This is a genomic window from Candidatus Baltobacteraceae bacterium (genome assembly GCA_036488875.1).
GTDB lineage: Bacteria > Vulcanimicrobiota > Vulcanimicrobiia > Vulcanimicrobiales > Vulcanimicrobiaceae > JAFAHZ01.
On record DASXGW010000014.1, the window covers coordinates 86613 to 107620 of the forward strand.

Sequence of the window (21008 nt, forward strand, 5' to 3'; positions counted from 1 at the left end):
GCGCTAAACTTTCGCTCCGAGCATCGCCGGGAGCGACCCGACGTCGTACCGCCCCGAGCGAAACTCCGCGGTCGCGAGCACCTCGCGACAAAACTCGACCGTCGTGTTGACGCCTTCGATGACCGTCTCGCGCAGAGCGCGCTCCATGCGCGCGATCGCCGCGTCGCGCGTCTCGCCGTAGGCGACGATCTTGGCGATCATCGAATCGTAGTACGGCGGAATCGTCGAGCCGGAGTGGACGTGGGTATCGACCCGAATGCCGGGACCTCCGGGGAAAACGACCTTTGAAACGCTGCCGGCTTGCGGGGCGAAGCCGTTGCGCGGATCTTCGGCGTTGACGCGACATTCGATCGCGTGGCCGCGCGCGACCAAATCGCGCTGCTCGTAGCCGAGCAGCTCGCCGGCAGCGATGCGAATCTGCTCTTTGACCAAGTCGATGCCGTATACCATCTCCGTGACCGGATGCTCGACTTGAATGCGCGTGTTCATTTCCATAAAATACACGTCGTTGCCGCTAGCGAGGAACTCGAGCGTTCCGGCGTTGGTGTATTTCGAATACCGGCAGGCGCGGACGGCCATATCGTGCAGTTTGGAGCGCATCGCATCGCCGAGGTTGGGTGCCGGCGCTTCTTCGACGAGTTTTTGATGCGACGGCTTTTGCATCGAGCAGTCGCGCTCACCGAGGTGAACGATGTTTCCGCTTTCGTCGCCGAGGACTTGCACCTCGATGTGGCGCGGATTGAGGATGAGCTTTTCCATATACACGCGGCCGTCTTTGAAGCTCGCTTCGGCCTCGGCCGTGGCGCTCGCGAACGCGCGCTCGAGCTCTTCGGGACGCTCGACCACGCGCATGCCCTTGCCGCCGCCCCCGGCCGTTGCTTTGAGTAGCACGGGATACCCGAACGACTCCGCGTGTTTACGCGCCTCTTTGGCGTTGGCGAGAATTCCGGTGCCGGGTGTCGTGGAGACACCCGCTTCGTGCATGATGCGCTTGGCGGTCGCCTTGTCACCCATGGCCGCGATCACCGACGGTTTGGGTCCGATGAACGTGAGGCCGTGATCGGCGCAGATCTCGGCAAAGCGCGCGTTCTCGGCAAGAAATCCGTAACCGGGATGAATGGCGTCGCAGCGCGTGATCAGCGCCGTCGAGATGATATTGGGAATGTTGAGATACGAACGGGGTACCGGACCGGGGCCGACGCAAAACGCTTCGTCGGCCTGGCGAACGTGCAGCGACTCGCGGTCGGCTTCCGAGAAGATGGCCACCGTCGGTACGCCCAACTCTTGGCAGGCACGATTGATGCGCAGTGCGATCTCGCCGCGATTGGCGATCAAAACTTTCCGAAAAATCGATTTATCCTCGATCGACGAGAAACAGCGGTTGACCGTAGTCGACCGCCGCGCCGTCTTCGGCCGCGACCGACACGATCCGGCCACCGCCCAGACTTCGCACCGGATTGCGCATCCCCAACGCCTCGACGAAGGCCAGTTCGCGGTCGCCGTCGAGCAGTTCGCCTTCGAGCGGCGTGGGACGACTCAAACGGAAGATGCCGACGAGATCGGCCTTGATCGCATCGACGCGTAGCGGGGGCGGCTCCGGGGCGACGGCACCGTCGCTGGAGGCCACGGCGCCCACCGGTACGCCGGTCTTCCGGTACCGCGCGACTTCGATATCTTCATCGCCGCGCTCGACCCGCACGCGGACCGCGTCCGAGGCGGCGAGAAACTCGGCCAGACGGCGAACCCGGTCGGAGAGAGCATCCGCGTCGTTGGGCATGAGCTTCCCCCGTTCGCGGCGGCGGGCGCCGGACCTCGCATCGGGTGTTCTGGGACGAAGCGGCCCTTCTGCCGAAAACCTGCTTGTGGCCACTTTGCTCCTTCACAACAAGGAGACCGACCTCGGCGACCTAGCCGTCCTGCTAAATAAAGCTGGCGTCTCGGTATTGGAGGTCGATTTCGAACGACTCCAAGCGCGCGGCGGGCTCGAGTCTATCGGCGCACCGCCCGCAACGGCGGTCGTCATCGTTCCCGAAAACGATCCTTCGCTCGCGTGGCTGCTCGACGATCCCGAAACGGCCGCGGTGCTGCACCCGCCGGTCTCGCGGTCGTCACTCATCGTCGCGCTGCGCACCGCCGGGCGCGTCGAAACGATGCGCGCCTACCAGCGCATGGCCTACGAAAGCGACGAGCTGCTCACGATCGCGCGCGCGCTGTCGTCCGAGCGCGACTTACCCGCGCTGCAGCGGCTCATCGTCCACAAGGCGCGCCAACTCACCAACGCCGACGCCGGCAGCCTGTACGTCATCGAAGAACGCGATGGCGAGCGGCAGTTGCGTTTTGCCGTCGCGCAGACCGGTCCCAAAGACGAGGGTGTGCTTATTAACGCGCTGCTTCCGCTGTCGACCACGTCGATTGCGGGTTACGTCGCAGTAACGGGCAACGTCGCGCGCATCGCCGACGCTTACGCACTGCCCGAAGACGCGCCTTATCGTTTCAACCGGGGTTTTGACGATTCGAACAACTATCGGACGAAGTCGATTCTCTGCGTGCCGATGCGCAACATGAGCGGCGAGACGATCGGCGCGATTCAACTCATCAATCACAAACCGTTTTTTGGTTTGGTCCTCGAATCGCCGCAACATACCGAAGACGTGGTTACGCCGTTTGACGACCACGAAGAGAACGTATTATCGGCGCTGGCTTCGCAAGCGGCCGTCGCGATGGAAAACGCGCGCTTGGTCGATGCCATTCAGAATCTGTTCGAACGCTTCGTGCATGCGTCGGTCAAGGCGATCGAAGTCCGCGACAAATCCACGCAAGGTCACTCGGAACGCGTTGCGGCGCTCACGGTCGCCCAAGCCGAAACGATCAACCGCATCGATGCCGGTCCGTTGCGCGAGCTGCGTTTCTCGCCGGATCAGATCCTCGAGATTCGGTATGCGTCGCTGCTGCACGATTTCGGCAAGGTCGCCGTTCCCGAATACATCTTCGGCAAGTCGAAGAAGTTGCCCGACGGGCGGCTCGACACCATTCGCTTGCGCTTTCTTCTAGCCATCGAGCAAGCCGGCAACGACATCGACAAGGAAGCGTTGCGCGGGCTGTTGGCCAAGCTCGAAGCCGCCAACGAGCCCAACGTCGTCGGCAATCGCGGCGACGAAGCACTGCTCGACGCACTCGCTCGGCGCTATCAAGACGTCACCGAGCCGCGGGCGCTGCTCGACCCCGCCGAGTACGAGTATCTGACGATCCCGCGTGGATCGCTGTCCGACGAAGAGCGCGACCGCATGCAGGAGCACGTCACGCAATCGTTTCTGTTCTTGCGCGAGATCCCGTGGCAAGAAACGCCATGGCGCGGCGTCGCCGAGCTGGCGTACGGCCACCACGAGCATCTCGACGGTACCGGCTACCCGCGCAAACTCGCGGGCGATCAAATCTTGCCGCAGGTGCGCATGATGACGATCAGCGACGTGTACGACGCGCTGACCGCGGCCGATCGCCCCTACAAGAAAGGCATGCCGACCGATCGCGCGCTCGACATTCTGCGCAAAGAGTTCGTGGATCGCGGCAAGATCGACGGTCTGCTCCTCGACGTCTTCATCAACGAGCGGCTCTTCGACCTGACCGCAGCGCAAAAGGCCAGTTGAGATGTTCGCCGACGCGGCTCAAGCTGCGCGCGTCGCCATCATCGCGTATGCCGAAAACGCCGGGCATCTCGGCGCTGCGCCCCTGGTCGAACCGGTTGCCGTCGTCGATGATTACGCCTTGGCCGATTGGACCGCCGGAGTCAAGCAAGGCGAAGCGCTGCTCGTGCTGCGCGACGGAAAGTGGCACGTCGTCGCGTTCGAAAACAGCTCGCTAGCCGACGCGCACTATCTCACGATTCGGTATAAGGTGCCCGAAGCTGAAGCCGCGGAACTGGTCAAGACGCTGCTCGCCGCTGAAAAGAGCGAAAACATCCGGCCTTAAGGGAGACGAACGATTCCGCGGCGCTCAGATGCGTCCAACGCGTCACGTAGGGGCGCATAACCGGGATCGATTTCGGCCAGCGGCACCAGTACGAAGCCGCGGCGATGCAGCTCGGCGTGCGGAATGTGGAAGTCCGGTTCGTCGATCGTTGCGTCGTCGTACGTCAAGAGATCGAGATCGATAACGCGCGGCCCCCAGCGCTCGCCGGGCGTCCGCCCCAAACGGCGCTCCGCGGTTTTGAGCGCCTCGAGCAGCGCGCGCGGTGCCAGCGCCGTTTCCAACAGCGCGACGGCGTTGACGAAATCGGGCTGATCGGTTTTTCCCCACGGCGGCGTGCGATAGAGTGACGAGCGAAGCAAAACGATGCCCAGCGCGCCGAGCGCATCAAAACCGCGCCCGACGTTGCGCGCCGGATCGCCGGCATTCGAACCCAGCGCAATGTACGCGCGGCTCATCGCCGGCGCTCGAGCGTTACCGACGGCGTCGCGCCGGCCAGGATCTCGGGCTTTGCAATCGTGAGCTGCGCGAATCGCACGCGCTCGTCTTCGAAGACCGCGTCGAGCAGCTCGCGCGCCAACCGCTCGAGCAGCGCAAACGAGGTGCTCGCGACCACCGTAACGAGCCGGCGGTGCAGCACCGCGTAATCCAGCGTGTCCGACAGCGCATCGCTGCGCTCGGCGGCGCTCGTATCGAGCTCGACGAGGAGATCGATGTCGAAGGGCTGTTCGCGTTCGCGCTCCCCGGGATCGGCGCCATGCCGCCCGAACGCGCGCAGCTTGCGCAGCGCTATCGTTCCCATGCGTCGGGCCTCCAATCGCGAACGATCGCGTCGGCAACCGCGACGGCATCGCGTGCCGCCGCAACGTCGTGAACGCGCACGACGTCGATGCCCGCGTTCACGGCCAGCGCCGTCACCGCGACGGTGCCGAAGACGCGGTCGCGCGGCTCGCGTCCCGTGAGTTTGCCGATGGTCGACTTTCGCGACGCACCGATCAACGTCGGGAAGCCCAGACCGCAGAGGCGATCGAGCGAGCGCAGCACGGCGAGGTTCTGATCGGGCGTTTTTCCGAAACCGATACCCGGATCGAGAAGAATGCGTTCGGCCGCGACGCCGCGCAGCACCGCGCGCGTCGCGCAGTCGTCGAGGTACGCGAGCACCGCGTCGACCACGTCTGCGTCGTACTCCGTACCGTGCTGGTTGTGCATGACGACCAACGGCATGTCCAGCTCGGCCACCGCGTCCAACAGCGCGTCGGGCGCACCCCATACGCAGTTGACGATGTCGGCGCCCGCCGCGTGCGCGGCGCGCGCGACGCCCGGTTTGTAGGTATCGATCGAGATCGGCGCGTGCGGCAGATGTTCGCGCACTTCGGAGATGACCGGCACGACGCGCTCGATCTCGATCGATTCGTCGACCGGCTGATGGCCCGGACGCGTCGACTCGCCTCCGACGTCGAGCAGATCGGCGCCGGCGCCCCATTGGACGAACGCGTGCGCGACCGCGCCGCGCGCTTCGGCAATGCCGTCGCCGGAAAACGAATCCGGCGTGACGTTCACGATCCCCATCACGTAGGTGCGCTCTCCCCACACCAGGCGCGCATCGCGCAGCTGCAGCGCGCCGCGCTCACGCGATTCCGGCAACGTGCCCCGCAAACCGGCTGCGCAGCGTCGCGACCACGTACGTCGATCCCGTTACGACGACCACGTCGCCGGTCGCCGCGCCGCGCAGCGCCGTGGCAAACGCTTCGACCGGATCGTCGATCGCACGCCCGAACGTACCGAGCGACGCGGCGATCTCGTTCAAGCGCTGCGGTGCAATGGCGGGTCGACCGGCCGCTTCGAACGACGTCAACGTCATCGTTCCCGGAAGCGTCGCCAACGCCGCCAAGATGCCGCCGGCATCTTTGCTTTCGCCGATCGCGACGACGTAGTGCACGCGGCTGCGATCGAATCGTTCGCGCAGCGCCGCGACGAGATGCTGCGCTTTCTCGGCATTGTGCGCGATGTCGAAGACGACCGCCGGCGACCCCTCGACGATCTCCATCCGCCCGGGAATCGAGAGCGTGGCGAATCCTCGCTCGACGGCATTGGCCGGCACGCGCAACGGCGGCTGCAGCTGCTCGATGACGGCGATCGCCGTGGCGGCGTTGATCCGTTGAAACGCTCCGGCAACCGGCGTACGAATGCGATAGCGCGTACGAGCGGTCACCACGTCGAACGTCTGCAGATTGCCGGTCGGCTCGACACGCGCCCAATCGGCAACGCGTACCAAACGCGCCCCGGCCTGTGCCGCACACGACTCGATCGCTACGTAGGCTTCCGGCGGGACGTCGGCAACCACCAAAGGTACGCCGGATTTGGCGATGCCGGCTTTTTCGCGCGCGATCGCATCGAGCGTTTCACCCAGAACTTCGGTATGATCGTAGCCGACCGACGTGATTGCCGCCACCTCGGGCTGCAGAACGTTGGTACCGTCGAGACGTCCGCCCAGGCCGACTTCGACGACGGCGGCGGCGACGCGTTCCCGCGCAAAATACGTCAACGCCAGCGCGAGCAGCGTTTCGTAATACGTCGGCCGGCCTAAATCATCGGCAATCACGCACTCGATGGCGGGCATCATTTCGTCGAGCAGCGCCGCGAATCGCTGCCGGTCGATCGGCACGCCGTCGATGCGCGCGCGCTCGGTCGGATCGTGCAGATGCGGTTTGGTGTGCAGGCCGACGCGCAAACCGCCGGCGCTCAGCGCAGCGGCGATCATCGTGCTGGTCGATCCTTTGCCGCTCGTTCCGCCGACGTGAATGGTCGGATATGCTAGATGCGGGTCGCCCAACTCGCGCAGCAGCGCGCGAATGCGATCGAGTTTATACGACGTTCGCGGCGAAATCGTTTCGTTGATCGTTCCGAGCAAATACTCGTTCGCGCGTTCGTACGCGCCGCTTTCGGTCACGCGTGGCCGGCCGTGCCGGCCAAAAGCTCGAGCGCGTGCGGCAGCACCGTCGCAATGACGTCGATCGACTCTTCGACGGCTTTGGGGCTTCCGGGAAGGTTGACGATCAGCGTGCGATGACGCACGCCGGCAACCGCGCGCGACAGCATCGCCGTCTTCACGTGAGGAACCGACGCGGCGCGAATGGCCTCGGGAATTCCCGGTACGTGGTAGTCGAGGATCGCCGCGGTCGCTTCGGGCGTGCGGTCGCGGGACGAGAGTCCGGTTCCGCCGCTGGTGAGCACGAGCTGCGCAGCCCCCGAGTCGGCGATCTCGATGAGTTCGGCTTGCAGTGCGGCCGCGTCGTCGGGGAGCACGCGTTCGCGAACGACGTCGTACGCGTCCCCGAGCCGTTCCTTCATGACGGGAATGCACGCGTCTGCCCGCTCTCCGCTTGCCGCCCGATCGGAAAGCACGACGAGCGCTACGGAAAATTTCATTCGAGGCCTTTACGTACCCAGCGCCCCGATTTTCCTCCGGTCTTCTCGAGCAGCACGACCGATTCGATTTCGATGCCTTTGTCGACGGCTTTGGTCATGTCGTAAACGGTCAACGCCGCGATCGACGCCGCGACGAGCGCTTCGAGCTCCACGCCGGTTCGTCCGACGGTTCGCGCCTCGGTTTCGATCCGCAGCGCGCCGTCGGCAGTCCACTCAAAGCGGACGTCGACCTTAGCTAGCGGCAGCGGATGAGCGAGCGGGATCAGCGTGCCCGTCTGCTTGGCCGCCATAATCCCTGCGAGCTGCGCGGCGACAAACGCGTCGCCCTTTGGAAGCGTGGCTTCGCGCAGCGCTCGTTGCGCTTGCGCGCTCATGCGCACCAATGCTTGCGCCCGAGCGGTTCGCGCAGATTCGCCCTTGTCGGAGACGTCTACCATGGAAATGCTGCCGTCGGCGGCGATATGTGAGGGTTTCGGGTCGGTCATGAATAATCGGCTTGGACAGATGACGCTCTTCCAGAACACGGGCGGCGATCCTCGGGCCTCTGCCACGCGGCTTGCTGACGTGCTCGCGGTTTATGGCGCGATCGGCGACGCCGCGTGCGGCAATCCGCCCGGATTTGCGTTGCGTAAAGCCGCGGCCGCCGTATCGCTCGCGCGACTCGCCGGAACCGAGGCCGAAGAGTGCGACGCGATCTACTTCGCGGCGGTCATGCACGCAGTCGGTGCCATAGGAAATCCAGCCTACCGCAAAGGCGAGCGCCTTTCCGAGCGGCTCGCGCGGATGGAGAGCTGGGACACGCCGGCGATGGGCGCCCGCGTCTGTGAGGAACTGGCGCCGTTGCCGCGCCCCACCGCAGACCTCGTCCGGTGGCAGTGCGAATGCTGGGACGGGACCGGTTACCCCGACCAGCTCCGCTGGCATGGAATCCCCCAGGGCGCGATGGTCCTCGCGGTCGCCGATGCGTTCTGCCGGGCAGCCGATCCCGAAGAGACGCTTGCAATCGTGGCGATGCAGAGCGGACGCGCCTTCAGTCCGGAGGTCGCCCGTTCGTTTACGATGTGGTTTCACACCTCCGGCGGAGAGGCCGAGCCGGCAGACCCGCCGATTCACGCGCTCGTCAACGTGACTCCCCAGACCGTCACCTCGCTGGTCGATGCGATTGCCGATCGCGTCGACGCTCACAACGGCGTCGAGGGACGCTGGCGGCGCGTCGAGCGCCTGACGCAGCATGCCGGCACAATCCTCGGCATCGACGCCGCGGAAACGACGAACCTTTCCATCGCGGTGCGCTTTTACGGCGCGGGTGAAATCGCCGAGGACGAACTTTCCGAAACGTCGTTCGATCCGCTCGCGCGGTTGGGAATCGACGATCGCGCGTCGCACGCGATAACGGCGGCCGCGCTGCTCGCGAACAATCCCACCTTGGGCGGAGCGTCCGCGGTCGTGCGCGCGCGAAGCGAGTGGTACGACGGTACCGGAAAACCGGACGGTCTGCTTCATCAAGCCATTCCCGCCGCCGGGGGCATTTTGGCGGCGGCGATCGCATACGATCATCTCGATCACAAGGATCGCATCGACACCGCGTCGGGAACGCAGTTCGATCCGCGCGCGGTGCGCGCCGTGCTCGAGGCCGCGAGGACGCGGGCATGATCGAGCTTCAAGAGCGCACCCGGCGAATCTCCCCGTCGCGAATTCACGAGATCCTCTTGCGCCACGGCTGTGCGAGTCTCGTCGATCCGTTCATGGGCCTGCCGACGCACCTCAACTATCTCAAACGGCACGGAATCGCGTGCCATGGCGGCGATCTGCTCGAATGGTTCGTGCGCGTCGGTGAAGGCATCGTCGTCAACGATCTCACGATCTTGCGCGACAGCGAGGTCGCCGAAATCGTCGAGATGCTGCCGGGGCGCATCTACTCGCTCGACATGTTCAAGGCGTGGGAAGGCGTGTTCTTTACCGAGGAACAGTGCGTCTATCTCGGCGTCTGGCACGATAACGTCCGCAACTTGCGCAGCGACGGACAAACCGGGCTCGCGATTCTGGGGCTGTGGCGCGCGTTTTGTTACTGGCTGCAGAAGACGCAGAACGCCGACGACATGCAGGACGTTCCGCCGTCGGAGCTGGCGTGGTCGTACATTCGTCAAACAGAGCAGTGGGTGATCGCCAACATGCGTCGCAACACGGTGCGCCAGACCGACGTGTTGACGACCGTCGGCGCGCAGAAAGCCGACGCGCTCTTCTTATGCCCGCCCGCGCGCAACTCGTTCCGCAGCGCCGACGCAAGAATCTGGATGTGGGAAGCGTGGTGGCAGGGGAACCCCTACTTCACGATCGAGCACGCGTACCGCGACTCGCTGTTCGGCGCGCGTGCCGTCGACCCGCCGTCGTACGCTCGCGCTTTCTCGAGCGTGCTGGCCGAAGCTGAGAACTATCCGCTGATCATCGTACAGACGACCGAACAGCGTTTGGGTGAAGTCGAGGGTCTCGTGCGCAACGCGCGTTCCAACGTCGAGATCCTCGCGCCGCACCCGTACGAAGTCTATTTAGTCGCGACCAAGTAGCGACGGTTTTAGCGTCGCGCTGGGGCGTTGCTTTGGAAGCGGGCCCAAATCAAACAGAGCAGTGCCAGTGCCCAACAGGCGATGAGATGCGTCGTGTGGTGCTCGTGCGCGGTGCCCGAGCGCGTAAAGAAGTTGATCGTGCCCATCCAATAAAGAATGCCGAGCACGAAGAAGACGAGTGCGAGAATCAAGGCGATGGGTTTCACGATATTACTCCCTTAAGTGCAAGAACGAAGCAGACGATGCCGGCGATCAAACAGTACCACCCGAACGGGCGCAGGTCGTTCGATCGAAAGTACCGCGTAAGGAATGCTACGGAAAAATAGGCGGCGATTCCGGCCGCCACACCGCCCACGATCGCTTGAACGAGCACCACGTGGGCGTCCGGTGCGAAGAGCTTGGGAATCTCCAGCAAGGCGGCCGCGAGAATGACCGGTGTCGCCAGCAAGAACGAGAATCGGGCGGCATTGGGATGGTCGAGTCCGCACAGCAGTCCGGCGACCATCGATGCGCCCGAGCGCGAGATGCCCGGAAGCAGCGCAGCGGCCTGCGCGAAACCGACGAGAACGCTCTGACCGTAGCTCATGGCCTCGATTGCATGCTCGCGCATCACTCTTCGGCGCAAGTACTCACCGAGAAACATGACCAGGCCGTTGATCGCGAGGAACGCCGCCGCCGGCGCCGGACTACCGAAGAGTTGGCGAACCGGGTGCTCGAGGGCGATGCCCAGGATGCCGACGGGGATCGTGGCGACGACGAGCCGCCAGCCAACCCGCTCTTCGGGATCGTCGCCCAGGCGCCCGCGAATCACGCTGGCGACCAGCGCCCGAACGATCGCCCACCACTCCCGGCGGTAAAAAACGAGGAGCGCGAGCGCCGTTCCGAGGTGCAGCACCACGACGAAGGCGAGAAACGAGGGCGCCGAGCGGTCGATGTTGGTCCAGTGCAAGACCGCCGGAACCAGGATGATATGACCGAGGCTGGAGAGTGGGAAGAGCTCGCTGACGCCTTGTAAGAGCGCCAGCAGCAGCGCCTGCATGAAGGTCACGGCGCGACGGTTACGCGGAGACGGTTTGCGCGGCCTTCTCGTCGCGGCGGGAGGATTGGCCTAGGGTGCGGACTAAGGCCGCTGGACTGTGGAGCAACTCCATCAGGGACGCGGCGACGTAGGTTCGCACGAAGACCGGCGCTTTCAGCGCGTCGGCGATACGCTATTGGTTTCGTACAGCATCTCGGACGATTTCGCTCCCGAGTTCACCGAGACGTACGATATCGCGCTCGGCGGTATGGCCATGCTCACCAATGCCGAGTTAGCGCGTGAAGCACCGATCAGCGTGCAGCTCGAACTGCGCGGCGATTCGCAGCCGATCCTTCGCCTTCACGGCGTCGTCCGCTGGTCGCGTTACGATCCGCTGCTGCAACGCCACCGCACCGGCGTGGCGTTCCTCGAAGTCGACGACGAAATGCGCGCGCATTTACAGCGCTACATCGACACGCTGCATTTGCTCCGCGACATGGGGATGCTCTAACCCCTCTTCGCCTCGGCTCATCGCTACCAAGCGACGAACTTCACGCTGAACGAGTACGTTGACGCGACGGGTTTGCAGTCGTGCGTCGCGGGCGAGTAGGTTGAATCGCGAGCCATCCCCAAGGCGACGACGTCGAGCGACGAGTTGCCGCTGCTTTTCGAAACCGCCGCACCGGTGACGGTTCCGCGCGCGTCGAGCTTGACGTCGACCAAGGTCGTTCCGCTGGTGGCCTCCGAACGGGCGGCGACGGGAATGTCGGGCGGTGCCGGCGTGCTCAGCACGACCGCATCGATGTCATTCCTCGCACACGGATTGGGTGTGCCGGTCGCGACCGCCGTCGGCTCCGGTGTCGGTGCCGCGGTCGCGTGCGCATTACCACCCTGACCCCCGGTAGATTGCGTCGCTTGCGTTGCGCGCGGCAAGGGCCGCGAGGTCGCTGCGGGATGAGGGACCGGCGTACGTTTGGGAAGCGGCGGCGGCGTCGGCCTCGTCGACATCGTCAGTCGATGACGGATCGTCACCGTTTCGATCTGCGTTTCACTCGTCGGCAGCGTGCGGTGCACCAGCAACGCCCATGCCAAGTGAATGAGCAGCGAAATTGCAAAGGCCGCGAGCAACAATCGCCGCCCGCGGCCCCAGTTCACTGAGAGATCCTCCGGTTAATCCGGATTGAAGTCGGCGCGGAAGAGATAATCACCCTGCGTCGGGTCGCAGTTGACGAGCTTCGGCGAGTACGTCGATTGTCGCGCCGCGCGCAGCGCTGCTTGATCGATCGCCATGTTGCCGGACGATTTATACACGCTCGCGGTCATCAGGTTGCCCGATGGAGCGACCGTCACCTCGACCTGCACCGTAACCGCGCCAAGGCCCAGGTCTTTCGCCGAATCCGGATACTCCGGTGACACCGGATTGCTGACCGTTGCTTCCACGTTGGGGTTCGCACATGCGGGTTTGTTGGTCGCGGGTGCCGACGTCGGAGCTGCGCTTCCCTGACCATTTGGTACGCCGGCCTCCGAGCCTGACTTCGGCTGAGCAACGGTGTTCTCGGTCGTCGACGTCGCGGCGTTGTTGCTCGTCGTCTTCACCAAGTTCACTTTGAGCGGCTTGGGCTGCACCACTTCCTGCTTGGGCGGCGGCGTCTTCTCCGGCGGCGGCGTGGGCGTCGGCGGCGGAGTCGGCGTGGGCGGCGGCGGCGTCGGGATCTTCACCTGGATCTTCTTGCTCATCGTGACTTTTTCGACTTGCTGCTCTTCGGTGTGCTGATTGATGTTCGGCATAAACGCGCCCACGGCGAAATGAACGGCAATCGAAATTAAAAAAGCGATCCCGATGAAGTTCCGGACGCGCTCGCCCGTCGTGATGAAGCCGGAATCAGTTTTTGCCATGAACTACTGGGCCACCGCGCCTTCGGGTGTGCCTTGGACGTGATTCGCTAATCCGAAGTTGGTGAGATCCACCGACTTCGCAGCATCCATCACTTGAAGAATCGTGCCGTAGCTGGCGTGCGGATCGGCCTTGACGATGACGCTCGTGAACTTATGTCCGGTTTGATCCTGCAGCGTGGCAAACGCCGCCTTGGCATCGGACAACGCCACCGTATTCGATCCGATTTGAATGTTATTCTTTTCGTCGATCATCACGACGATCTGCGAAGGCTGCACCTTATCCTTGTTGTAGGCGTCGGGCAGCTTCGGCTCTTTGGTTACCGAGGCGAGAATGATGAAAATAATGAGGAGGACCAGCAGCACGTCCGTAAACGGCGTGATATTGATCGTCGACATCACCTCATCTTCGCCACCACCTGTAGAAACGGCCACGTTCCTCTACCCCTCCGCCTAAGAAGTGACGAAACCGACGTCCTCGAGCCCCGCCATTTTAGCGGCGTCGAGGATGCGAATGATCACGCCGTACGGCGCCTTGACGTCGGCCACGATGGCGACGTGGTGGCGCGGCTTCTTCTTCGAAGCGTCGTACATCACGCGGTAAACGCCCTGGTCGTTCGTTTTGACGCCATCGACGTAGATAACGCCCTTGTCGTTGACGTCGACTTCGATGTCGTTTTTGTTCTTGTTCTGGTTCGTGTTCGTATTCGGGTTCTTGTTCGGCAGCTGTTTCTCGAACCCGGGCGGCGCGACGAGCGCGGCCAGAATCATGAAGATAATCAGCAGCACGAGCAAAACATCGGTGAACGGCGTGATGTTGATCTCCGCCATCACCTCTTCGTCTTGCTTTGCAGATAGGAGACTCACGCGGTGTCCCTGTCCCTAACGAACTACTTGGCGCCCGTTTGCGAGGGCTTGTAGAGATCCGTGGGAATCGGCGCGCCGGTATTGTGGAAGTGCAGCATTTCGGCGAGCTGATTGGCCGCGACGATCATCTCCTGGTTGTAGTTCTTGATGCGCGACTTGAAGTAGTTGAAGAAGACCACGGCGATGACCGCGATGATCAGACCGGTGGCGGTCGTGATCAAGGCTTCCGAAACACCTGCCGCGACGACGGCCGGCGTCGAGTTGCCTTTGAGCGCGATGTCCTGGAAGGCCTTGATGATACCGAGAACGGTACCGAACAGACCGACGAACGGTGCGATGACGGCGATCGTACCGATGATCGCCAAGTTGCGTTCGAGCGCGTTGAGGTGCTCCATCAGCGCGATCGAGAGCGCGTCGGTGATGTCGGCGCGATTCTTCTCGCCGCGGCGAAGGCCGAACTCGAGAATGCGCGGCAACATACCTCTCTGCGCCTGGCAGACCTTCACGGCACCGTCGAGATCATCGACGGAAATCTTCTGACCGATCGTGCGCAGCAGTCCTTTGGTGTCGCCATGCTGCGCCGCAAAAAACACGAGGCGCTCGATGGCCACGGCTAGACCGACGACTGAGATGGCGAGCAGCAGCCACATGTCCCATCCGCCCTGCTGCATGAGTCCTATAAATCCCGTAAACACGGTATTCCGACCCCTCCCATTTCCGGGTGTAAAAGTGGTGAGGGCGCCCATTGGCCTACCCTCGTAGAAAGTCCTACTTGGAAACTCCTAGTTGCGTCACTGACTCGAGCCTCCGCCCCCGGGTGTGGCGTTCAGACTCTGTTTGATGAAGGTTTCAATCTGCAGCGACAACCCCTCGTTGCCCGACTGCTTGGCGAGCGAATCCGCTTTGTTAAGCGCGTCGAGCGCCTTCTTCTTCGTGGCATCGTCGTGCGATGCGCCCCATTGCCCCGTCAGCGCAACGCCCTCGGCGAAATTCGCCAGGGGATCGTTGGGCTTCAGTGCGATGGCCTTATCGGCATAGGACTGCATCTGCTTGTAGTCCGGCTTCTCCATCCTTGCGATGACTAACGCGGCCTGCGTGTTCGCTGTGACGGCGACGTCGGGATCACCCGTAGCGGCCGCCTGGTCCAAGTCCTTGAGCGCCTCGGGATAGTTCTTGGCCGCCGAGGCATCGACGCCCATCTTTAAGTAGCTGTTACCAAGCACGCGTCCGGCAAGGGTGCTGCCCGGATCGATCTGCTTGATCTCCGTCGCGATCGTCTGCGCGTCGGCAGTGTCATTGTTCGCCAGATACGCGCCCATGAGGCGTGCGTCGATGTTCTCGCGAGCGGTCTTATTAAACTTGGGATCGTTCATTGCCGCCGCGTGAACGGCCTTAAGGGTCGCGAGTGCGGCGTCGTTTTGCTTGTTGGCCAGCTGGGCGACGCCTAGCGCGAACTTCGAGTTCGTGCTCGGATCGATCGCCATCGCCTTTTGGGCGTAGGTCATCGATTGCGTGGGGTTCGAATCGGAGACCGACACCGCCGCCGCGGCGAGGCTCGCGGCCGCTGCCGGCTGGAACTGCTTGCCGACGTTATTGACCCGGTCGAACGCCTGCGCGGCCGTCGTCACGTCGCCGCTGTCGAACGCCGCAATGCCGAGCATCTCGCGCAGCGACTCGTCGCCGGGATTGCTGAGCAAACTCGCCTGCGCTTTCGCTTTGGCCTCCGAATACTTTTGGGCGCGAATCAGTGCCGCCACTTGCGCTGCCGCAGAGCTGATGCTGGCCGTGCCGCCCCCGGCGCCGCTGCTCTGAGATGCAACCGATTTGCCGTTAAACTTTAACGTGAAGTCGTAAAACGAAGGCACGGCCGCCGAACCGCGATGTGCCGGGCGATACGACGAGTTCTGCGCGATCTCCATCGCGGCGTCGTTGTCGCCGGAGTTGGTCGAGTGAATGACCTTGATCGCTTTGTGCGTGCCGTTCGGATTGATTTGAACCTGAACGACCACGGTGCCGGTGCCTGCGATCGCCGTGCTCGTCGTACCCTGCTTGAGGAGTTTGGCCGGCGTGAACTCGTTGGCGTATTGGGCCGCTGCCGGCAACGTTCCGAAGAGCAGTGCGGCCGCAACCGCTAATGCGGCGATTCCCGTAGTGCGTATCATCGATTACCTCAAAAAGTCTCTGCAAGAGTTGCTTACGGTGTAAACGTCGATTCGCTCCAAGCCGTTAGTACGGGAGCGAGCGCCCTTTTATACCACAAGGAAGCCGTCTGATAAACGACGGCCGGTCCGCCGGGCTCAGTCTTTCACCATCGGACGGCCGACGCCCGCCCGGCAAGGAGGCAAGCTTGGACCACCTTACCCGTCGCGGATGCGCCGCAGCGCGGCCAGCTCCCTCGCGGTGGCCGGCCGGCTTCGGCCTACCGGCAGATCGCCCAGCGCGATCGGGCCAAAACGCAGCCGCGTCAGCCCGACGACGCGATGCCCGAGCGCCTCGAACATCCGGCGTACCTGCCGGTTGCGGCCCTCATACAGCGTGAGGTCGAGGACGGAGTGATCGCGACGCGTCGCGACGACGCGCACCTTCACGCCGGCGGCTCGCTCGCGATCGTCGAGCGTAACGCCCTCCCGGAACTTCTGCACGTCCCCGGGGTCGAGACGTCCGGCGATCGTCACGCGGTAGAGCTTCTCCACTCCGAATCGCGGATGGAGGAGCCGATTCGCCATGTCGCCGTCGTTGGTCAGCAGCAGCACGCCGGACGTATCGTAGTCCAAACGCCCAACCGGAACGACCCGCGGACCGCGCGGCAACAGCTCGGCGATGGTCCGGCGCCTTTCCGGATCGCGCATCGTCGTGACCACGCCCACGGGCTTATGCAGAACGAGGTAGATGGACTCAGCGACGGGCTTTACCGGCGTACCGCTGACGTCGACGCGGTCACCTTCGCGAACGATCGTACCGAGCTCGCGCGTAACTTGTCCGTTGACGCGCACTTTTCCGCGCGCGATCAATTCGTCGGCACCGCGCCGCGACGTCACGCCGGCCTGCGCGATGTACTTGTTTAGCCGAACGCCGTCGCTCACACTAATTCCATTTCGACGCTGAGTCGCCGTTCTCGCGTTTGACGATTTTGTATCGCCGCTTGAGGGAACGGCTCGTATTGTATCCGACGAACAGCGCGATGATGACGATGCCCATCACGGCCGCCCAAAACGCATCCTTCGTCATCCAGAGAACCACGAATGAACGTTAAAGGGCCGCCAAAAGCGGCCCTTTAACGGCGATAAGAACGTGCACGCTTAGTACTTGCCGTTGCCGCCGTCTTCGTAGCCCCGCGACATTGACAGCGCTTCTTTGGTGACCGACTGCAAGAACTCTTCATTCGTGCGCGTCTGCGCCATCTTGTCGAGGATGATCTCGGTAATGTCGCCGGTGTTGAGAACCGCGGTCGCGCGGCGGAGCATCCACACCTTGCGCATCTCCTCGGGCGAGAGGAGCAGCTCTTCGCGCCGCGTTCCCGACCGCTTAATATCGACGGCGGGGAAAACGCGCGACTCGGCAAGCTTGCGCGTAAGGTTGAGTTCCATGTTACCGGTGCCTTTGAACTCTTCGAAGATGACGTCGTCCATCTTGGAGCCCGTTTCAACGAGAGCCGTTCCCACGATTGTGAGCGAGCCGCCCCCTTCGATCTTCCGCGCTGCGCCGAAGAAACGCTTGGGCTTGTGCAGCGACGCCGTATCGAGGCCACCGGAAAGCGTCCGGCCAGAGCTCGCGACGACCTGGTTGTAGGCACGGGCGAGACGGGTAATCGAGTCGAGAAGAATCACGACGTCTTTTCCGAGCTCGACGAGACGCTTCGCGCGTTCCATCGCAAGCTCGGCGACGGCGGTGTGATTCTCGGGATGCTCGTCGAACGTCGACGCGACGACTTCGCCGTCGATCGTGCGCTGCATGTCGGTGACTTCTTCGGGGCGCTCGTCGACCAGCAACGCGATGATGTGCGCTTCCGGATGGTTGACGGAGATGCCCTGCGCAATGTTCTTCAGAAGCGTCGTCTTGCCGGCCTTTGGCGGCGAAACGACCAATGCGCGTTGTCCTTTTCCGATGGGACAAAATAGATCGATGATGCGCGTCGAAAGCTGGGTCGAACGATTTTCCAGCTTGAAGCGCTCCTCGGGGAAAATCGGCGTCCCCTTTTCGAAGGTCGCGCGGCCCTTGATCGCTTCGGGATCGAACCCGTTGACCTTGTCGACGCGAATGAGGCCGAAATATTTTTCGCTCTCTTTGGGACGGCGGACTTGGCCTTCGACCATGTCGCCGCGACGCAGTTCGAATCGGCGAATCTGCGATTGGCTGACGTAGATGTCTTCGTTGCCGATGACGTAACCGCCGCGGCGTAAGAATCCGTAGCCTTCCGGCAGAATGTCGAGGATGCCGCTAGCCATCTCGAGGCCCGAGCGCGCGCTTTGCGCCTGGACGATCAGCGCGACGATGTCGTCTTTCTTCAGCTTGGCCGGAGCCGGGATCTCGACTTCGAGCTCTTTAGCGAGCTCGACGAGATCGGTCTTGGTTTTCTCCGCCAGTTGGGCCGCAGTGAGCATCGGCGGCAGCGATTCCGGTTGCGGAAATTGCTCGTGGTAAACGGCTTGGTGTTGTCCGAAGTGCCGGCGGCGCGAACGGCGGCGGCGGCCACCACCCCCTTGTTGAGGGCGCATGTCGTTTGTTGGACGTTGTTCCGTTTGCAGAGGAGTTTCTCTCTCGTAGAGTCGCACGCGTCTAACAGCGAGTTCGCCCGGCGAGGCTGCCTTGCGATCCGATCGGCGACGAATGCGTGGGGAATGTCAATGTGCCGCGGTTGTCAGTTCGAGCGAGCGAACCGCAACGCGACGGTCAAACTATACCATAGGCTTGCTAAGGCTTCAAGGAGGGCTCAAGCGGGCCGGCCCGCTGACGAACGGATTGCCCGTTTCGTAAAACCGCAACCGGCGGTGCGCGGCGCGGCTGAGGCCGATCCGCCGGCTGCGACGCACCCTCCCCTTGGGGTCGCCGGATTCGATCCAGAGGTTGCGTCCCGTAAAGAGCTCCGCTCCATCGAACGATCGATCGATGGCGAGCGCGGCACATAGACGCCCCGGCCCCCGGCACAGATCGCGCAGAAGCTCGGTGCCGCGCCGGCGCTGCATGATCGCCAGTCCTTCGACCGGCTCGAGCGCGCGCACCAGCACGCCGGCACCTTCGCCGTCGCTCTCGCTCGATAAATTGAAGCAATGCGACGTACCGTATATGAGGTAGACGTATGCGCGGTGCGGCGGCCCGAACAGCGTTGCGTTGCGGGCCGTCTTGCCGATATAGGCGTGACACGCGGGATCGCCCGGAAGGTAGGCCTCGGTTTCGACGATTCGTCCCGCGACAAGACCCTCGCGACTCTCGCGAACCAAGATACAGCCGACCAGCGACTCGGCCAGCGCCTGCGTTTCAATCGGGAGGTTCAATCGTTGAAAATTACGCTGCGGGCAGAAGTGCCACCTCGGCGCGCGCACGCTGGGCCAAATCGTTCGTTGGCGTCGCACTCACTCTGACGTCATCGAATCCATTGAGCGCGCACTTGAGGCGAACGTAGGGCAGCACCATCGGGGGCGGGACTTCGCCGCCGCTCAGACCGTCGACCAGGCCAGGGTCGTCGACGGCGAGCCGAACGTTCTTCAGCCGGCGCTTGCGCAGGGCGCGCGCGACGGCGGTTAGCGCGGCATACCCGACTTCGGCGTCGGCGAACTGGCGCGGCACCCTAAACGCCACGCGCAACAGCTGATCCGCCGCTCCGCCGCGGATCCGAGCGTAGGCGATGCCGCGGCCGCCGCTTCCGGCGCCAAAGCCGACCTCCACCTCCACCGGTATCATGAGGCAATTCTATATCGAACGTATGTTCGATGTCAACCTCGGATCCAACAACCCGGCCTCTCCCGGGAGCAGGCTCTCGTATAGCTCGAGCATTCGATCGACCTGGGCCGCGATCGAAAACCGCCTCGCCGTTCGGCGCGCATGATCGGCGATGTGGCGGTTCGGAACGATCGGGATCGCGGCGAAACCGGCCGCGAAGCCTTGCGCGGTCGGCTCGACGATCAGTCCGGCGTTGCCGACGACGTCGCGGTTGGGTCCCGCGTCGGCCGCGATGACGAACGCGCCGGCGGCAAGCGCTTCGGCCTGCACGAGCCCTTGCGTCTCGGTCATGCTCGGCATCACGAACGCGTCGGCGCTAGCGTAGAGATCGGGCAGCCGGACGCGATCGACCACGCCCAAGAAACGGATCCGGTCCGCGACTCCCGCCGCGATCGCGTGCGCTTCGAGCTCTTCGCGGGCGGGCCCGTCGCCCGCGATCGCCAGGCGCAATGCGGGATCCCCGGCCATCGCCAGCGCGTCGATCAGCGCGTCGATATTCTTTTCCTTGCCTAGGCGCGAGACGCAAAGCAGCAGCCGGTCCGTCGGCGCGGCGCCAAGTGCCGCGCGCAGCTCCTCGTCCCGCCGGCCGGCGCCGAAACGGGTGACGTCGATGCCGCTCGGCACGACCTCGATCCGTACGCTGACGCCGAGCTGACGTAGGTGCTTGGCCATCGCGGGCGTGGGAACGACCACCGCGTCGGCGAGATTGGCAAACGTGCGCGTGAGCTGCGACGCGGCAAACCGCGTCGCGTTCGGCTCGAACGGGACGTAGTGCGCGTACGCCTCGAGCTGCGTGTGGTACGTATAAACCAGCGGCATACCGTAGCGGCGCGCGTAGCGCAATCCCATCCACCCGGTGACGAACGGCGAATGCACGTGTACGAGCGAGAGCCGCTTGACGATGTTGTTGACGTTACGCCGGCTCACCAGCGGCAGGGTGAGTCGATAGGGCGTTCGCGTCGGCAGCGGCAGCGACGGCATGCGCAGCACGTCGGTCGCCGCAGGTTGCGCGCGGTCGTCGTAACCCGGCATCCGAGGCGTGAAGCAATACACCTGGTGCCCACGGCTCCCCAAGCCCTCGGCCAACGCCTCGACCGAGGCCACCACGCCGTTGACGACCGGCCGGTAGACCTCGGTAAAGAACCCCAAGCGAAGGATCGACACGTTTTCCACAGTTCGGTGCCGGGTATGTTTTGCCCATCGAACCGGCATGCGCGCCGCGGCTCGTCGCAAAAGGGCCTCCCTGCCTGATTGCGACTTTAGGCATATTCCTTCGTCTCAAAGCGCGTGCTATAGTGCCCGGGTCAAGCCTAGTTGCCTACCCGGCAACCCCGTGA

The 21008-nt window shown here is 63.6% G+C and carries 27 protein-coding genes; 5 read left to right on the forward strand and 22 right to left on the reverse strand.

Features of this window, described 5'->3' with window-relative positions; translation table 11 throughout:
* Window positions 1–3: 3 nt before the first annotated feature.
* Both accC and VGG89_17230 read right to left on the reverse strand, forming a co-directional pair.
* Window positions 4–1335, reverse strand: a complete 1332-nt coding sequence (accC, locus tag VGG89_17225; GenBank protein HEY1978298.1) for an acetyl-CoA carboxylase biotin carboxylase subunit — start codon at window positions 1333–1335, stop codon at window positions 4–6.
* 19 nt (window positions 1336–1354) lie between these two features.
* A complete protein-coding gene (locus VGG89_17230) occupies window positions 1355–1777 on the reverse strand; it encodes a hypothetical protein (GenBank protein HEY1978299.1) in 423 nt (140 codons plus the stop codon).
* Between the two features lie 85 nt (window positions 1778–1862).
* Here VGG89_17230 and VGG89_17235 point away from each other — a divergent pair, with 85 nt between their 5' ends.
* Both VGG89_17235 and VGG89_17240 read left to right on the forward strand, forming a co-directional pair.
* Window positions 1863–3644 (forward strand): HD domain-containing phosphohydrolase, encoded by a 1782-nt coding sequence (locus VGG89_17235; protein HEY1978300.1) that lies wholly within the window; start codon window positions 1863–1865, stop codon window positions 3642–3644.
* Window position 3645: 1 nt separating this feature from the next.
* On the forward strand, window positions 3646–3966 hold the full coding sequence (locus VGG89_17240) for a hypothetical protein (GenBank protein ID HEY1978301.1): 321 nt from the start codon (window positions 3646–3648) through the stop codon (window positions 3964–3966).
* Here the strand turns inward: VGG89_17240 and folK are convergent.
* The 6 genes from folK to moaC are packed head-to-tail and all read right to left on the reverse strand — an operon-like array spanning window position 3963 to window position 7877.
* Entirely contained in the window at window positions 3963–4421 is a 459-nt protein-coding gene (gene folK, locus VGG89_17245) for a 2-amino-4-hydroxy-6-hydroxymethyldihydropteridine diphosphokinase (protein HEY1978302.1), read from the reverse strand. The two genes, VGG89_17240 and folK, sit on opposite strands and share 4 nt — an antisense overlap.
* Window positions 4418–4765, reverse strand: a complete 348-nt coding sequence (gene folB / locus VGG89_17250) for a dihydroneopterin aldolase (protein ID HEY1978303.1) — start codon at window positions 4763–4765, stop codon at window positions 4418–4420. The genes folK and folB overlap by 4 nt, the downstream gene beginning before the upstream one ends.
* Window positions 4753–5607, reverse strand: coding sequence for a dihydropteroate synthase (gene folP / locus VGG89_17255; protein HEY1978304.1), 855 nt, complete (start codon window positions 5605–5607; stop codon window positions 4753–4755). The genes folB and folP overlap by 13 nt, the downstream gene beginning before the upstream one ends.
* Complete coding sequence (locus VGG89_17260) at window positions 5591–6913, reverse strand: folylpolyglutamate synthase/dihydrofolate synthase family protein (protein ID HEY1978305.1); 1323 nt, start codon at window positions 6911–6913, stop codon at window positions 5591–5593. Before VGG89_17260 ends, folP begins: the two co-directional genes overlap by 17 nt.
* A complete protein-coding gene (locus VGG89_17265; GenBank protein HEY1978306.1) occupies window positions 6910–7392 on the reverse strand; it encodes a MogA/MoaB family molybdenum cofactor biosynthesis protein in 483 nt (160 codons plus the stop codon). Before VGG89_17265 ends, VGG89_17260 begins: the two co-directional genes overlap by 4 nt.
* The gene (moaC, locus tag VGG89_17270) at window positions 7389–7877 is read right to left on the reverse strand and encodes a cyclic pyranopterin monophosphate synthase MoaC (GenBank protein HEY1978307.1); all 489 of its coding nucleotides are present in this window, start codon (window positions 7875–7877) and stop codon (window positions 7389–7391) included. Before moaC ends, VGG89_17265 begins: the two co-directional genes overlap by 4 nt.
* Between moaC and VGG89_17275 the strand changes: the two genes are divergently transcribed.
* Together VGG89_17275 and VGG89_17280 are read left to right on the forward strand one after the other, a co-directional pair.
* Complete coding sequence (locus VGG89_17275; protein ID HEY1978308.1) at window positions 7876–9045, forward strand: HD domain-containing phosphohydrolase; 1170 nt, start codon at window positions 7876–7878, stop codon at window positions 9043–9045. The two genes, moaC and VGG89_17275, sit on opposite strands and share 2 nt — an antisense overlap.
* Entirely contained in the window at window positions 9042–9956 is a 915-nt protein-coding gene (locus VGG89_17280) for a hypothetical protein (GenBank protein ID HEY1978309.1), read from the forward strand. The genes VGG89_17275 and VGG89_17280 overlap by 4 nt, the downstream gene beginning before the upstream one ends.
* A gap of 8 nt (window positions 9957–9964) precedes the next feature.
* Here VGG89_17280 and VGG89_17285 read toward each other — a convergent pair whose 3' ends face one another.
* Complete coding sequence (locus VGG89_17285; protein ID HEY1978310.1) at window positions 9965–10162, reverse strand: hypothetical protein; 198 nt, start codon at window positions 10160–10162, stop codon at window positions 9965–9967.
* On the reverse strand, window positions 10159–10995 hold the full coding sequence (locus VGG89_17290; GenBank protein HEY1978311.1) for an undecaprenyl-diphosphate phosphatase: 837 nt from the start codon (window positions 10993–10995) through the stop codon (window positions 10159–10161). Before VGG89_17290 ends, VGG89_17285 begins: the two co-directional genes overlap by 4 nt.
* A 97-nt stretch (window positions 10996–11092) precedes the next feature.
* On the opposite strand from VGG89_17290, the gene VGG89_17295 reads away from it, so the two are divergent.
* Window positions 11093–11485 carry a PilZ domain-containing protein gene (locus VGG89_17295; GenBank protein ID HEY1978312.1) on the forward strand — a complete coding sequence of 131 codons (393 nt, stop codon included), beginning with the start codon at window positions 11093–11095 and terminating at the stop codon, window positions 11483–11485.
* A 23-nt stretch (window positions 11486–11508) separates the two neighbouring features.
* On the opposite strand, the gene VGG89_17300 is transcribed toward VGG89_17295, so the two are convergent.
* From VGG89_17300 to VGG89_17355, 12 genes are all read right to left on the reverse strand, one after another.
* Window positions 11509–12129 carry a TonB family protein gene (locus VGG89_17300; protein HEY1978313.1) on the reverse strand — a complete coding sequence of 207 codons (621 nt, stop codon included), beginning with the start codon at window positions 12127–12129 and terminating at the stop codon, window positions 11509–11511.
* 15 nt (window positions 12130–12144) lie between these two features.
* A complete protein-coding gene (locus tag VGG89_17305) occupies window positions 12145–12870 on the reverse strand; it encodes a TonB family protein (protein HEY1978314.1) in 726 nt (241 codons plus the stop codon).
* Window positions 12871–12873: 3 nt separating this feature from the next.
* Entirely contained in the window at window positions 12874–13302 is a 429-nt protein-coding gene (locus VGG89_17310; GenBank protein HEY1978315.1) for a biopolymer transporter ExbD, read from the reverse strand.
* An 18-nt stretch (window positions 13303–13320) separates the two neighbouring features.
* Window positions 13321–13734, reverse strand: coding sequence for a biopolymer transporter ExbD (locus VGG89_17315; GenBank protein ID HEY1978316.1), 414 nt, complete (start codon window positions 13732–13734; stop codon window positions 13321–13323).
* A 23-nt stretch (window positions 13735–13757) separates the two neighbouring features.
* On the reverse strand, window positions 13758–14405 hold the full coding sequence (locus VGG89_17320; GenBank protein ID HEY1978317.1) for a MotA/TolQ/ExbB proton channel family protein: 648 nt from the start codon (window positions 14403–14405) through the stop codon (window positions 13758–13760).
* A 120-nt stretch (window positions 14406–14525) separates the two neighbouring features.
* Entirely contained in the window at window positions 14526–15896 is a 1371-nt protein-coding gene (locus tag VGG89_17325) for an energy transducer TonB (protein HEY1978318.1), read from the reverse strand.
* A 195-nt stretch (window positions 15897–16091) separates the two neighbouring features.
* Window positions 16092–16817: a pseudouridine synthase gene (locus tag VGG89_17330; GenBank protein HEY1978319.1), complete on the reverse strand. Its 726-nt coding sequence runs from the start codon at window positions 16815–16817 to the stop codon at window positions 16092–16094.
* Window position 16818: 1 nt separating this feature from the next.
* Window positions 16819–16974 carry a hypothetical protein gene (locus VGG89_17335; protein ID HEY1978320.1) on the reverse strand — a complete coding sequence of 52 codons (156 nt, stop codon included), beginning with the start codon at window positions 16972–16974 and terminating at the stop codon, window positions 16819–16821.
* Between the two features lie 59 nt (window positions 16975–17033).
* Complete coding sequence (rho, locus tag VGG89_17340) at window positions 17034–18335, reverse strand: transcription termination factor Rho (GenBank protein ID HEY1978321.1); 1302 nt, start codon at window positions 18333–18335, stop codon at window positions 17034–17036.
* Window positions 18336–18653: 318 nt separating this feature from the next.
* Entirely contained in the window at window positions 18654–19226 is a 573-nt protein-coding gene (locus tag VGG89_17345) for a DNA-3-methyladenine glycosylase (GenBank protein ID HEY1978322.1), read from the reverse strand.
* A gap of 10 nt (window positions 19227–19236) precedes the next feature.
* Window positions 19237–19632 carry a hypothetical protein gene (locus VGG89_17350; protein HEY1978323.1) on the reverse strand — a complete coding sequence of 132 codons (396 nt, stop codon included), beginning with the start codon at window positions 19630–19632 and terminating at the stop codon, window positions 19237–19239.
* A 9-nt stretch (window positions 19633–19641) separates the two neighbouring features.
* Window positions 19642–20835, reverse strand: a complete 1194-nt coding sequence (locus tag VGG89_17355) for a glycosyltransferase (protein HEY1978324.1) — start codon at window positions 20833–20835, stop codon at window positions 19642–19644.
* Window positions 20836–21008 lie beyond the last annotated feature (173 nt).